The 12,817-nt window shown below is 37.4% G+C and carries 14 protein-coding genes; 6 read left to right on the top strand and 8 right to left on the bottom strand.

Annotated elements, in window-relative coordinates; all coding sequences use genetic code 11:
• Positions 1-4 precede the first annotated feature (4 nt).
• From V3Z67_RS05475 to panC, 4 genes are read right to left on the bottom strand one after another with little or no spacing between them, the layout of a single operon-like run.
• Complete coding sequence (locus V3Z67_RS05475) at positions 5-1,141, bottom strand: alpha/beta hydrolase (RefSeq protein WP_330442354.1); 1,137 nt, start codon at positions 1,139-1,141, stop codon at positions 5-7.
• A 41-nt stretch (positions 1,142-1,182) separates the two neighbouring features.
• Positions 1,183-2,142, bottom strand: coding sequence for a lysylphosphatidylglycerol synthase transmembrane domain-containing protein (locus V3Z67_RS05470; protein WP_330442353.1), 960 nt, complete (start codon positions 2,140-2,142; stop codon positions 1,183-1,185).
• A gap of 1 nt (position 2,143) precedes the next feature.
• The gene (gene panD, locus V3Z67_RS05465; protein ID WP_035131358.1) at positions 2,144-2,494 is read right to left on the bottom strand and encodes an aspartate 1-decarboxylase; all 351 of its coding nucleotides are present in this window, start codon (positions 2,492-2,494) and stop codon (positions 2,144-2,146) included.
• 13 nt (positions 2,495-2,507) lie between these two features.
• Entirely contained in the window at positions 2,508-3,353 is an 846-nt protein-coding gene (panC, locus tag V3Z67_RS05460; protein ID WP_330442352.1) for a pantoate--beta-alanine ligase, read from the bottom strand.
• A gap of 109 nt (positions 3,354-3,462) precedes the next feature.
• Between panC and V3Z67_RS05455 the strand changes: the two genes are divergently transcribed.
• The 6 genes from V3Z67_RS05455 (at position 3,463) to V3Z67_RS05430 (ending at position 10,631) form a co-directional block, all read left to right on the top strand.
• Positions 3,463-4,269, top strand: a complete 807-nt coding sequence (locus tag V3Z67_RS05455; protein WP_330442351.1) for a glycogen/starch synthase — start codon at positions 3,463-3,465, stop codon at positions 4,267-4,269.
• Between the two features lie 22 nt (positions 4,270-4,291).
• Complete coding sequence (locus tag V3Z67_RS05450; RefSeq protein WP_330442350.1) at positions 4,292-5,917, top strand: DUF4270 domain-containing protein; 1,626 nt, start codon at positions 4,292-4,294, stop codon at positions 5,915-5,917.
• A gap of 17 nt (positions 5,918-5,934) precedes the next feature.
• Positions 5,935-7,782 (top strand): glutamine--fructose-6-phosphate transaminase (isomerizing), encoded by a 1,848-nt coding sequence (gene glmS / locus V3Z67_RS05445; protein WP_330442349.1) that lies wholly within the window; start codon positions 5,935-5,937, stop codon positions 7,780-7,782.
• 339 nt (positions 7,783-8,121) lie between these two features.
• Positions 8,122-9,633, top strand: a complete 1,512-nt coding sequence (atpD, locus tag V3Z67_RS05440; RefSeq protein WP_330442348.1) for a F0F1 ATP synthase subunit beta — start codon at positions 8,122-8,124, stop codon at positions 9,631-9,633.
• An 84-nt stretch (positions 9,634-9,717) separates the two neighbouring features.
• Positions 9,718-10,002: a F0F1 ATP synthase subunit epsilon gene (locus V3Z67_RS05435; protein ID WP_157483507.1), complete on the top strand. Its 285-nt coding sequence runs from the start codon at positions 9,718-9,720 to the stop codon at positions 10,000-10,002.
• Positions 10,003-10,073: 71 nt separating this feature from the next.
• Positions 10,074-10,631 carry a hypothetical protein gene (locus V3Z67_RS05430; protein WP_330442347.1) on the top strand — a complete coding sequence of 186 codons (558 nt, stop codon included), beginning with the start codon at positions 10,074-10,076 and terminating at the stop codon, positions 10,629-10,631.
• Between the two features lie 319 nt (positions 10,632-10,950).
• Here V3Z67_RS05430 and V3Z67_RS05425 read toward each other — a convergent pair whose 3' ends face one another.
• From V3Z67_RS05425 to V3Z67_RS05410, 4 genes are read right to left on the bottom strand one after another with little or no spacing between them, the layout of a single operon-like run.
• Positions 10,951-11,175, bottom strand: coding sequence for a helix-turn-helix domain-containing protein (locus V3Z67_RS05425; RefSeq protein ID WP_035131343.1), 225 nt, complete (start codon positions 11,173-11,175; stop codon positions 10,951-10,953).
• A gap of 4 nt (positions 11,176-11,179) precedes the next feature.
• Positions 11,180-11,722 carry a hypothetical protein gene (locus V3Z67_RS05420; RefSeq protein WP_330442346.1) on the bottom strand — a complete coding sequence of 181 codons (543 nt, stop codon included), beginning with the start codon at positions 11,720-11,722 and terminating at the stop codon, positions 11,180-11,182.
• A gap of 9 nt (positions 11,723-11,731) precedes the next feature.
• Complete coding sequence (locus V3Z67_RS05415) at positions 11,732-12,238, bottom strand: DUF2975 domain-containing protein (RefSeq protein WP_330442345.1); 507 nt, start codon at positions 12,236-12,238, stop codon at positions 11,732-11,734.
• 8 nt (positions 12,239-12,246) lie between these two features.
• Positions 12,247-12,747 (bottom strand): DUF2975 domain-containing protein, encoded by a 501-nt coding sequence (locus V3Z67_RS05410; RefSeq protein ID WP_330442344.1) that lies wholly within the window; start codon positions 12,745-12,747, stop codon positions 12,247-12,249.
• Positions 12,748-12,817 lie beyond the last annotated feature (70 nt).

Here is a 12,817-nt window from a genome sequence, read left to right as displayed (position 1 = left end):
AATATTACATCTCATTTTTTAAACTCTCTGCTTTTTCAAGCATATAATCTTTAGTTATCCCGCCTATTTCCTCAAAGTTAAAACTGTTGTTGTATACTTTGATAGCTTTTTTAATGTTGCCTGTATGTTCGTAATACAGCGCCTCATAGTATTCGCCTATTATGGTTTTAGGATAGTTTTTTCTTGCTACGTTTGCCAAATCTCTAAACTCGCCAAAAGCACCATTTTTTATAATAGCCGCTTCGATGGCTTTAAAGTCGTTAAGGCGAACGGTCATTTTTACACCAAGATCCCTTTCAATCATATCATACTTGTCTTCAAGATATTGCACGTAACCTGAAGTTTGTGCTGCCAGTTTTTGAAACTCATCTGACGTGATAGGCTGGTAAGAAGAGAAAATATGATACAATGCGCTTGGTATGGCATTTGGTACTAATGAATAGTGGGATTCCCCAATGAACTCGTCAAAAAGGTAACGGAACTTAGTTTCGGTCACAGCCTTAATGTTCTCGTCCATTACTTTTATTTTGTTCTTAAGTCGTCCTACATCGCCATCGGCAGTAGCCAGATAGTAAAAAATAGGTTTGTCTATAGCCTTGAACCTTGCAGGTATACGGGTTTCCATTTCTGCAGGCAGTACCGGGCTCATCATGATATAGGCATTAAAAAGCGGATCGTCTTTATACAGAAAGAAGTTAGCAAATCCGGCAGTAACGTCGTGACCAGCTATAATTTTAAAAGGAGATACCCTGTATTTTTTTTCCATCATAGGTACAACTTCGCGACCTATGAAATCAAAGAATTTTTCTCCTTTTTCCTGTGGTAGTCCGCTTTCGCTTTCCCATTCACAGTCCATATCCCTGTCGGGCTGGCTAATTCCTACTATTATAACTTCCGGAAGGTCGTCCCAATAGGAAGTGTACGATAGTACACCTGCGAAAGGGTCTAGCAGGTAATCACCGTCAAGTAATACAAGTAATGGGTATTTTTTGTCTTTGTTGCGTTCGTAAGAGCTTGGTAATTTTACGGTTACGAGTCTGTTTTCTTTTAGTGCTTCAGATGCAATTTCTTCAGTGGTAAGCTGCTGGGCGTAGGTGTTGCAAAAAGCAAAAATCAGCAACAGTAAGGTAATTTTTTTCATTGCTTTTGGTCGGTTTTTAGTTGAAAGTGGAAATATAGCGATTATTTGCTTTTTTGAAGTAAAGGCAATAATAAAAATGACAGGCCGGCAAGTAAAAAAATAAGACCTGTTTGCGATCCCCAAACAATGCAACCGAAGGCAGTTCCGGCAGTAAAAGGTATCCCGTAAATGGTAAGTGTTTTACCTATAATCACAGGAAACCAGCCTGTTCCGCCGTTAGTGAAAGTGATAACAAGGCTGCCTACCACAAAGGCGGTTGCTACTGACCCGAAAGAAAGACTAGCGGTTTCCGGTAAGGCATAAATGGTTATGTAAAACATGAGTACATAAGAGAACCATATATAAACCGAAAGCAACAGGAAAGGCCATTTGTTAGGCATTTTAAAAACGCTTAGTGCACCTTCAATAAGTCCTGATACTTTTGCTTTGAGTTTTAGTACCCAGCTTAGTTTTGAGTATATAAAAAACAGGATAGAGCCTAAAAACAAAACTCCGGCTATAATCCCGTAAATAAGTAGTTTTTTAAAAGGTACATCGGCAAGGTGTTCTTTTACAACATCAAACTGTAAAATAGCAGTGGCGCCCAGTACAATGATAAGCAGGAAAAGGTCTATTATTCTTTCGGAGATTATGGTTCCCAGTCCTTTGTCAAAAGGTACATCGGCATATCGTTTTAAAACGATGGCACGACTTACTTCCCCGCTTCGGGGAACAAGCATGTTCATAAGGTAAGTAATGCTTACAGCGCTAAATTTTACATGAAAAGGCGCGGTATAGCCTATATGTGCAAGAGTGTATTTCCAGCGGTAGGCGCGTGCCCAAAATCCGGTTATGCCTACTAAAAGCGAAATACCTACATACAGGTAATTGGCTGTTTTAAAACTGTTTTTAACAGCTAATGATTCCTCTGGGGTAAACTGCCTGAATATGTATATAATTAAAAAAACTCCCAACGAAAGTGGGAGTAGTATACTTAATATTCTGCTTAACTTTTTTTTCAAATTATGTTAGCGAGTTGTCTGTCTCATTTGGGAAAACAATAGAAGGCTTAAATGTTTTAGCCTCTTCGAATTCAAAGATACCGTAAGAGATGATAATAATAATATCTCCCTTTTGTACTTTTCTGGCAGCCGGACCGTTAAGTGTTATTTCTCCGCTGTTCCTGTTTCCTTTTATCACATAAGTTTCCAGTCTTTCACCATTGTTAATGTTAACTATGGAAACTTTTTCACCTTCAATAATGTTTGCAGCTTCCATTAACGCTTCGTCAATAGTTATACTGCCTATGTAATTTAAATCGGCTCCAGTCACCGTAACGCGGTGAATCTTGGACTTTACAACTTGAATTTGCATGGCGCAAAGGTAATCAATTTAATGAAATATTGTCTATTAGGCGAATATTACTTAAAAAAACAGCAATAAAAGCACGGTATTTTTTGTTTTCCTTAATGGTGGCAGGTAGCAGAGTATCTTCTTCAGCTACTTCAAAGTACTCCATTTCAAACTCCGGATGCGCCTTGAAAATGCTATTTACATATTTGGTAATATACTCAACGGAATGGTTGTCAAATAATTGTCTTGCCTCGGTTAAGGTTTTGTAAATTAATGCTGCCTTGGTTTTATCTTCATTACTAAGCCGCTGGTTACGTGAACTCATCGCAAGCCCGTTTTCCTCTCTTAGTATAGGGCAACCAACTACATTTACCGGCATATTGTTTTTTTCTACCATCTTCTTAACGATTTGAAGCTGTTGGAAATCCTTTTCGCCAAAGTAAGCGTTATCAGGCTCTACTATTTCAAACAGTTTTTTTACAATGGTACCCACTCCGTCAAAATGTCCCGGCCTGAAACGTCCTTCCATTTGGTTTTCCAGTCCGTCAAAAGAAAAGTTTGCCGATGTAATGTTATCCTCATACATTTCTTTAACACTGGGTGCGAAAACAATAATTTTCTCACTTACCGTTTTAATCTTATCGACATCTGTTTCCAGTGTGCGCGGATATTTTTCCAGATCTTCGGGATTATTAAACTGGGTTGGGTTAACAAAAATACTGATAACAGTATGGCTGTTGTGCTTTACAGACTCCTTTAAAAGAGAGAGGTGACCGTTGTGCAGGGCTCCCATAGTAGGTACAAAACCAACGCCCGAGTTAGTTTCCCTAAGCTTGGCTAACTGTGCTTTTAAATCGGTTTTGTTGTTGAAAATGAGCATTAATTTGTAATTAAAATTGGAGGCAAAATTAATATTTTAGTGATAAAATGCATAAAATTGTTTAATTTTGCGTGTTTTTTATACCCAATTCTAAAATCTAATATTTACAATGGAGGATAAGAGGATATTATATGTATCATCTGAAGTAGTACCTTATTTGGCTGAAAATGAAGTGTCTTTGATGTCGTATGACGTGCCAAAAATGATAAACGACCAAGGCGGGCAAATCAGGATTTTTATGCCTCGCTACGGTAATATAAATGAAAGAAGGCATCAGTTACATGAGGTTATTCGCCTGTCAGGTATGAACCTGGTGGTGAATGATATGGATATGCCACTTATCATTAAGGTGGCTTCTATACCAAAAGAGAGGATTCAGGTTTATTTTATTGATAACGACGAGTACTTTAAAAGAAAAGCAACTTTTGCCGATGAAGACGGAACGCTTTACCCGGATAACGACGAGAGGTCTATTTTCTTTGCAAAAGGAGTAGTGGAAACTGTTAAGAAACTTAACTGGGTTCCGGATATTATTCATGTTCATGGCTGGATGGCTGCTATGTTGCCTATCTATATGAAACATTTTTATAAAGATGAAGCACTTTTTGCTGATACAAAAATCGTTACTTCGGTATACGGTCAGTCTTTTGACGGTACACTGGATAATGAAATGATCAAAAAGGTGGTCTTTGATGATGTTCCTGAAAGTGATGTTAAGCATCTTGCCGAACCAAATTATGAAAATATACTTAAAGCATCCATAGCGCATTCTGACGCAGTTATCATAGCTTCAGAAAATGTTTCTGATGATATGGTTAAGTTTGTTGAGGCTTCAGGAAAACCATTCCTGCCGTATGTTCCTAAAGATAAATTTGCAGAGGAGTATACTAATTTCTATAAAAATCAGGTTTTATAGAAAAACATATTAAAAAAATTCTATGAAAAGCCGAATACTAAATAAACTTGCTGTTGCTTTGGGTACTGTTGCTCTTGTGGGTGTAATAGCTTGTGATTATGATTATAATGAGGTAGGTTCTGATATAATTCAGGATGATATACATCATAACGGTATTGAAAAGTATGTTGCTAATGCTGTAGCTTTTGATAAGTCTACAGGATCAGTGCAAACTAATAACATGCCTATAAATTCACTGGGGGTATATGATAACCCTGTTTTTGGAAAAACCATTTCCCGTTTTGTAACTCAGCTTACACTGGCCAGTGAAAACCCAACACTAACCAACCCGGTGATAGATACAGTGTATTTGTATGTGCCATATTTCAGTAATCTTGAAAGTACTGATACTGATGGCGAAAGTACCTATACCCTGGATTCTATTTTTGGTGGCGAGAATGGCAAGATAAAACTGAATATTTTTGAAAACGGATATTACCTTAGAAGTACTGATCCGGGATCTGAAGACGGAGTTCAGAAATATTACTCAGACGACCGCTCGCTAATCGATGCTTATAAAGGCTCTGTTTTACTAAACAATAGTGCAAATGCTGATGAGAACAATGAATTCTATTTCAGTAAAGCTGAAATAGACAGAAGGGTTACACTTGAAGACGGAAGTGAAAAACTTGTTGAGCGATTTAAACCGGGTATGTATCTTCAGCTTAACAAAGATTTCTTTACTGAGAAGATTTTTAATGCTCCCGAAGGAAGCCTTGTAAACAATAATGTTTTTAAGGATTACTTTAGAGGGCTTTATTTTGACGTAGAGCAGGTGGGTAGTGATAGCGCAATGGGTATGATGGATTTTACAGATGGTAAAATTGTTATACTTTACACAGATACAAAACTGGGTACTGACGGAGAGCCTGTGCTTGATGATGAGGGTAATGTGGAAACTACAAGTAAAACCATTACTCTTAACTTAACGGGTAATACCGTAAATCTATTTGATAATACATATAACGATACGTTTACCTCTGCTATAGGTTCTTCAGATGAAGTAGAGGGTGATGAGCGTTTGTATGTTAAGGGTGGCGAAGGTTCGTTAGGGTATATAAATATTCTGGATCAGGTAGATCTTGATTTCCTTAAGCCAGATCCTGTAACAGGAGAAAGAGTGCTTATAAATGAAGCAAATCTTACTTTTTACATAGACAAAGCGGCTATGGCTAATGCAATTGAGCCAAACAGATTGTATCTTTATGATGTTAAAAACAAAAGGCCTTTGTATGATTATTATGTAGATCAAACCACAAATTCATCTAATCCTAAATACAGCCGTTATATTTATGGCGGGATTCTTGAGTATGATGATGATGGGGAAGGGCTACGTTATAAAGTTCGTATTACAGACCACGTAAATAATATAGTTAACAAAGATTCTACAAACGTAGTTATTGGGCTTGCTGTGACTGAGTCTATAAGTCAGATTTCGAATGCAGCCTTAAGGGCTCCGTTTACAACCTGGACTACTGAAGTTAAGTCGGCTCCCGTATCATCGGTAATAAGTCCGATGGGAACAGTACTTTACGGAAGTAAAGCGAGTGCTAATGTTCCGGAAGATAAAAGACTTAAGCTAGAAATTTATTATACCAAACCAAATTAACCAAATTATTAAAAATTATGTGTGGAATTGTTGGTTATATAGGACACAAAGAAGCATATCCGATTATTATTAAAGGTCTTAAAAGACTTGAATACAGAGGGTATGATAGTGCCGGGGTGGTTCTTTATGATGGGAATGACCTTAAACTTTCCAAAACAAAAGGTAAAGTTTCAGATTTAGAAGAGAGAGCGAAACAGGAGGGGACATCTGCCGGTACTATTGGTATGGGGCATACAAGGTGGGCTACTCACGGTGTGCCAAACGATGTGAACTCACACCCACACTTTTCTAACTCGGGAGAGCTTGTAATAATACACAACGGTATTATTGAGAACTACGAGCCTTTGAAAAAAGAACTTATTAAAAGAGGATACACTTTTAAATCAGATACTGATACCGAGGTGTTAGTTAATCTGATTGAAGATGTACAGAAGAAAGATAACCTTAAACTGGGTAAAGCTGTTCAGGTAGCTTTAAACCAAGTGGTAGGTGCTTATGCTATTGTGGTTTTTGATAAAAAGAAGCCAAATGAGCTTGTAGCTGCCCGTTTAGGTAGTCCGTTGGCGATTGGTGTTGGTCAGGATGAGTTCTTTATCGCGTCAGACGCTTCTCCTTTTATTGAATATACTTCAAATGCCATATATCTTGAAGATGAGGAAATGGCGGTAATAAGGCTTGGAAAAGAGCTTAAAATAAGAAAAATTAAAGATGACTCGTTAGTGGATCCTTACATTCAGGAACTGCAAATGAACCTTGAGCAGATAGAGAAAAACGGTTACGACCACTTTATGCTTAAAGAGATTTATGAGCAGCCTAATGTAATTAAGGATACTTACAGAGGTAGACTTCATGCAGATACAGGTATGATTAAAATGGCCGGTGTTGAAGATAATCTTCAAAAATTCCTTAATGCAAACAGGATACTTATAGTTGCCTGTGGTACCTCATGGCACGCAGGTTTAGTAGCCGAATATATTTTTGAGGAGTTTGCACGTATCCCGGTAGAGGTAGAGTATGCTTCTGAATTTAGGTACAGAAATCCGATTATAAATAAAGATGATGTTGTTATTGCAATATCTCAGTCGGGTGAAACTGCCGATACGCTTGCGGCTATTAAAATGGCAAAAGAGAACGGAGCATTTGTATTTGGAGTTTGTAATGTGGTAGGTTCATCTATATCGAGAGAGACTCATGCAGGAGCTTATACTCACGCAGGTCCTGAGATTGGTGTAGCATCTACAAAAGCATTTACAACACAAATTACGGTGTTAACGCTTATTGCTTTACGTTTGGCAAATGCTAAAGGTACGCTTACAAAATCAGACTATTTTAGATACCTACAGGAAATGGAGCTAATTCCGCAAAAAGTGGAAGAAGCGCTTCAAACTAACGATGTTGCTCAAAAAGTAGCAGCTGCCTATAAAGATGCTTCAAACTGTCTTTATTTAGGTAGGGGGTATAACTTCCCTGTGGCACTTGAGGGAGCTTTAAAGCTTAAAGAGATATCGTATATCCATGCAGAGGGTTATCCTGCGGCAGAAATGAAGCACGGGCCTATCGCTCTTATTGACGAGCAAATGCCTGTTGTTGTTGTGGCGCCAAAGCAAGAGCACTATGATAAAATTGTAAGTAACATACAGGAAATTAAATCACGTAGCGGAAAAATTATCGCTGTAGTTACAAAAGGAGATACTCAGGTGAAAGATTTAGCTGACCATGTTATTGAGATTCCGGAAGTTTCCGATGCGCTTTCTCCGCTGGTAACCACAATACCGTTGCAGTTGCTTTCTTACCACATTGCGGTAATGAGAGATTGTAACGTGGATCAACCGAGAAACCTGGCAAAATCGGTTACGGTAGAGTAATCTTAAAATAAAATAATTAAAAAAAAGCCGTTAAGATTTACTTAACGGCTTTTTTTTGTGGAATATAATTTTTGTTGCGAAGAAGGCTTTAAAATCGGGTTATGATATTGAGTTGATTATTTTAAAAATGGAAGAGTAAAGTGTATTTTTATTTTTGAAATTCATAAATGAAACCTTGTATAGGGGGATAATTGCAGTGTATTTTTAATAATCAGGCTTTTTGTTGCAAAAAATGCAAAAAATAAATTGGATATTTTGTTTGGAAAAAACTATCTTTGCGCTCGAAAAAAAGAGGTTTTTTCAGGAAACGTAAATAGCTGTTAAATAAATATATAAGCAATGTCTAAAGGAATAGGAAAAGTTGCACAGATTATCGGGCCGGTTGTAGATGTGGTGTTTAACACCCAAAACGCTGAGCTTCCAAAAATTTATGATTCATTAGAAATCACTAAAAAAGATGGTTCAAAACTGGTACTGGAGGTACAGTCTCACGTAGGTGAGAATACTGTTCGTACTATTTCCATGGACTCTACTGACGGATTAAGCAGAGGGCAGGAAGTTGTTGCAACAGGAAACCCTATCCAGATGCCTGTTGGCGGAGACGTTTACGGACGTTTATTTAATGTTGTTGGAGATGCTATCGACGGTCTTGGTGATTTGCCTAAAGAGGGTGAGAATGGTTTACCTATTCACCGTCAGGCACCTAAATTTGAGGATCTGTCAACTTCATCAGAAGTTTTATTTACCGGTATTAAAGTAATTGACCTTATTGAGCCTTATGCAAAAGGTGGTAAAATTGGTCTTTTCGGTGGTGCTGGTGTTGGTAAAACGGTACTTATTCAGGAGTTGATTAACAATATTGCAAAAGGTCACGGTGGTCTTTCTGTATTCGCAGGAGTAGGTGAAAGAACACGTGAAGGTAATGACCTTCTTCGTGAGATGCTTGAGTCTGGTATTATTAAATACGGTGACGATTTCATGCACTCAATGGAGAACGGTGGTTGGGACCTTTCTAAAGTAGATAAAGCAGGTATGAGGCAGTCTAAGGCTACATTTGTTTTCGGACAGATGAATGAGCCACCTGGGGCACGTGCACGTGTTGCGCTTTCAGGTCTTACAATTGCTGAGTATTTCCGTGATGGAGCAGGTGACGGACAGGGGAAAGACGTACTTTTCTTCGTAGATAACATCTTCCGTTTTACTCAGGCTGGTTCTGAGGTGTCTGCACTTCTTGGTCGTATGCCATCTGCGGTAGGTTATCAGCCAACTCTAGCTACAGAGATGGGTGCTATGCAGGAGCGTATTACTTCGACTAAAAAAGGATCTATTACTTCTGTACAGGCGGTATATGTGCCTGCGGATGACTTAACTGACCCGGCGCCGGCTACAACTTTCGCCCACCTTGATGCTACAACAGTACTTTCACGTAAAATTGCTGAGCTTGGTATCTACCCGGCGGTAGACCCTCTTGATTCTACTTCAAGAATCCTTACTCCGCAAATCTTAGGTGATGAGCATTACAACTGTGCACAAAGAGTAAAATATATTCTTCAGAAATATAAAGAGCTTCAGGATATTATTGCTATCCTTGGTATGGAAGAACTTAGTGAGGATGATAAACTATCGGTATCACGCGCTCGTCGTGTTCAACGTTTCCTTTCTCAGCCATTCCACGTAGCAGAGCAGTTTACAGGTATCCCTGGGGTATTAGTAAGTATTAAAGATACAATCAAAGGATTTAACATGATCATGGATGGTGAACTAGATCACCTACCGGAAGCTGCCTTCAACCTTAAAGGTACCATCGAAGATGTAATCGAGGCAGGTCAGAAAATGTTAAGCGAGGCATAATAAAAAGTTCGGGGTTTCGGGTTTGCAGTTCATGGTTCATCCGTTAACGCTAAGCACGTAACCCTAAACTCAAAACTTTAAACTATGTTATTAGAAATAGTATCACCGGAAGGCCACTTATTTAAAGGAGAAGTTACATCAGTAACTGTACCGGGAGTAAATGGTGAATTCCAGATGTTAAACCACCACGCTAATATCGTATCGATACTTGCTGCTGGTGACATAAAAATCGAAGTTTCTGATTTTAAGAGTAACAACTCTTTTGGCGGAAAGTTTGTAAAGTCAGACAAAGACCAGAAATTCCTTCTGTCTGTAAATTCCGGTACGCTGGAAATGAAAGATAACAAGGTGATTATCTTAGTTGACTAAATCTTGATTATTTTTAGATATAAATTGAAAGCCCTGTAGTACTACAGGGCTTTTTTTATTATACTTGTTTTATGGAGAAAACTTTAGACAATGTTATTATAAGTGAGGGTAGGCGTCCGTTTTGGCAAACCATAATTGCAGCCCTTTTTTATACAGCAACCGTTGTATTATTTCTTATTGCAGTTGTTAGTTTGTTTTTAGACTTTAGTATGGAATCTTTTAAAGGTGTTATTGCTATTATTTCGCTTTCTATAATTACGTTTGGGTATGCTCTTAAGTTCTCTACTATAAACAACGTTTATTTTGATCTTGAAAACAGGAAATATAAAAAAGAGGTTGTTGTAGGTCCTTTTAAAGCCGGTAAATGGATTGAATTACCTGAAATTGACTATATATCGGTATTCAGGCAGGCATGGTCTAAAGATAGTGATGGCGACGGGCGTACCGATAGTAGTGGCTATGTTTATGATGTAAATGTATGGTACAATACCTCTAAGCACTTTACCATATATTCAAACGGTTATCCTGAAGCTTCTTTAGAAATGGGGCGTCAGTTAGCGGTAAAACTTAATACTGATTTGCTTGATGCTACAGATCCTTTTAATAAGGAATGGGTTGATGATTTGTAACTTTAAGAAAATATCGCTATGACATGAACAGTAAATAGTATAAGTCCTACTATGTGTGTCCGCATCATTTTTTTATTTTCCTTAAGCCATCCAAAAAATATAAACAGGGTGTGTATTGCAAAATAAAATAGTCCTGTTAGCATGGTCAACATAAATAGATCAAAACCCTTCCATCCGGCTTTTCCGGTATAGATAAAGTGTTCATCAATCCAGAGGTATCCGTAAAACGCATACATACTAATAAACACCGTAGCGTATAAAGGAAACCGTTTTGGCGATATCACGGTAGCCAATATTGGTATAAGAAATAGCAGGTATATCATTGGTTACTATCGTTTTCTTCGTCTATAAATTCCATAATATCTCCGGGCTGGCAATCCAGTTCCTTACAAATGGCCTCCAGCGTACTGAAACGAATCGCTTTAGCCTTTCCTGTTTTAAGTATGGAAAGGTTAGCTGTTGTTATACCTATTTTATCGGCGAGCTCGTTAGAGCGCATTTTTCGCTTTGCCAGCATAACGTCTAAGTTAATGATAATAGGCATAGGCTTATATTGTTAGTTCGTTTTCTTCCTGTATAAATTCTCCCTTTTCTGCCATATAAGCCATAATGTAAAGTAGCTTTCCTGTAAGGTATAGTCCTAAAAAAGGTAAAATTTGTTTGAATAAAAACGGTACATCAAAGTGTAATACCAGTGCTGTGCAACTGTATAATACAAATTTTGCTTTGGCGAAAGTGATTATTGCAGAGCCTGCTTTTCTAAAGTCTTCCCCTTGGTCGTTATAAAACATTTTCCCATTTTTTATTTTCCTCATGCATTTGTAAAAACGTTTAATGCCGTATATAAGGTAACCTAAAAAAGCACCATATAATATAGCAAAAATACCTGCCAGCTGTGTTTCTTCGCTTATGGTGTACTCAGGTAGATTAAAGGTTTGATTTAAAAAGTCGTGAGCAAGTTCACGGTTGTTTTTTATGATTATAAATATTCCAACACCAATGTTATATACAGCCATTATTGCTGCTACGGCCAGTAGTATTCTTAATGCGGTAATAATAACATTTATATGTTTCATTATGTAATTTTTCATAGTAATTGTTTAAACGGTTAAGTCGTTTTCTTCTTTTTGATGTTTTGCCATAAGGAAAACATCGCTAAGTACTATAAAAAAGAAACCAAGACCCAGTGTGAATAATGAGGTGTTAAAGCCCAGGCTTACGCTCGCTTTGCCCTGCAAAAGGGAAAAATATACTGTAGGTAAGGTGCCTATAATCCAGCTTAGTATTATGGCTTTTCCCATTTGATTAAAGGAAACAATTACTGCCTCGTCAAAAAAGCGTTTCTTTTTAAAACTTTCTAATGCCTTTTTAAACAGGTATACTGCGTAAACCAGTAACACATAAGATATGTATACAGCAAGCAGTGCTATTATCAGTTCTGCACCGTGTATGTTGGCAAATTTATCTCCGTCGCCGTTAAGGGAAAACGGTATCCTGTCGGGCATTATGGCTGTCATTAAAATAAAGGGCAGGCCAAATATTGCCGGTATTACTGCAAGGGCAAATAATATATTGATAATTGTTTTTAGTGCTAAAAGTCGTTTCATGGTATTTATTATATCGTTAATTCGTTTTCCTGTTTAATAGTAACTCCTGATTTAACTATATCGGCTACTATAAAGATCCCTATAGCTATAATCAGTGTAGCGATATGACTATTACTTTTAAAAAGGTATGCCATGCTATCCATATCCGGGAACCTGTCTTTTAAAGAGTTATTGGCAAGGACAAAAATTATGGTGAAAGCTATTCCTGCAAGGCTGTATACTAATAGTAAAACTCCACTATACTTTAGGTATTTTACACTTTTGGGGTTAAAGAAATTGTGTTTGATAAAAGAGCCTATTGAAATTTGTAGGCAAATTATTGAAGAGAGGAATAATATTGCTTTTAATGGTGAAATGTAATGATAATAAAAAGCATTGATTTTTAAAGAGTTAAAAAAATGATCGTGTCGTAGTGTGGAATAATACAGGTATATATTAAGTGCTATTCCTAGCGTGGTTATGAGAATAAGGCCTTTAAGTATCCAGTTTAATATTTTTATTTTGCTCATTGTAGGTAAAGTTGATTGGTTTGTTTGATGCAAATATATGTAAATTATCGAAAAACAATAATTAATTTTT

Source organism: Flavobacterium sp. C4GT6 (assembly GCF_036347315.1).
In the GTDB taxonomy this organism is placed as follows: domain Bacteria; phylum Bacteroidota; class Bacteroidia; order Flavobacteriales; family Flavobacteriaceae; genus Flavobacterium.
This window is presented reverse-complemented; position numbering and strand designations above follow the sequence as displayed.

Coding starts and splice junctions, on each gene's coding strand:
- glmS (WP_330442349.1), top strand. CDS start 5,935: ATGTGTGGAATTGTTGGTTATATAGGACACAAAGAAGCATATCCGATT.
- V3Z67_RS05425 (WP_035131343.1), bottom strand. CDS start 11,175: ATGCCTATTATCATTAACTTAGACGTTATGCTGGCAAAGCGAAAAATG.
- V3Z67_RS05455 (WP_330442351.1), top strand. CDS start 3,463: ATGGAGGATAAGAGGATATTATATGTATCATCTGAAGTAGTACCTTAT.
- V3Z67_RS05410 (WP_330442344.1), bottom strand. CDS start 12,747: ATGAGCAAAATAAAAATATTAAACTGGATACTTAAAGGCCTTATTCTC.
- V3Z67_RS05435 (WP_157483507.1), top strand. CDS start 9,718: ATGTTATTAGAAATAGTATCACCGGAAGGCCACTTATTTAAAGGAGAA.
- V3Z67_RS05420 (WP_330442346.1), bottom strand. CDS start 11,722: ATGAAAAATTACATAATGAAACATATAAATGTTATTATTACCGCATTA.
- V3Z67_RS05475 (WP_330442354.1), bottom strand. CDS start 1,141: ATGAAAAAAATTACCTTACTGTTGCTGATTTTTGCTTTTTGCAACACC.
- atpD (WP_330442348.1), top strand. CDS start 8,122: ATGTCTAAAGGAATAGGAAAAGTTGCACAGATTATCGGGCCGGTTGTA.
- panC (WP_330442352.1), bottom strand. CDS start 3,353: ATGCTCATTTTCAACAACAAAACCGATTTAAAAGCACAGTTAGCCAAG.
- V3Z67_RS05415 (WP_330442345.1), bottom strand. CDS start 12,238: ATGAAACGACTTTTAGCACTAAAAACAATTATCAATATATTATTTGCC.
- V3Z67_RS05450 (WP_330442350.1), top strand. CDS start 4,292: ATGAAAAGCCGAATACTAAATAAACTTGCTGTTGCTTTGGGTACTGTT.
- panD (WP_035131358.1), bottom strand. CDS start 2,494: ATGCAAATTCAAGTTGTAAAGTCCAAGATTCACCGCGTTACGGTGACT.
- V3Z67_RS05430 (WP_330442347.1), top strand. CDS start 10,074: ATGGAGAAAACTTTAGACAATGTTATTATAAGTGAGGGTAGGCGTCCG.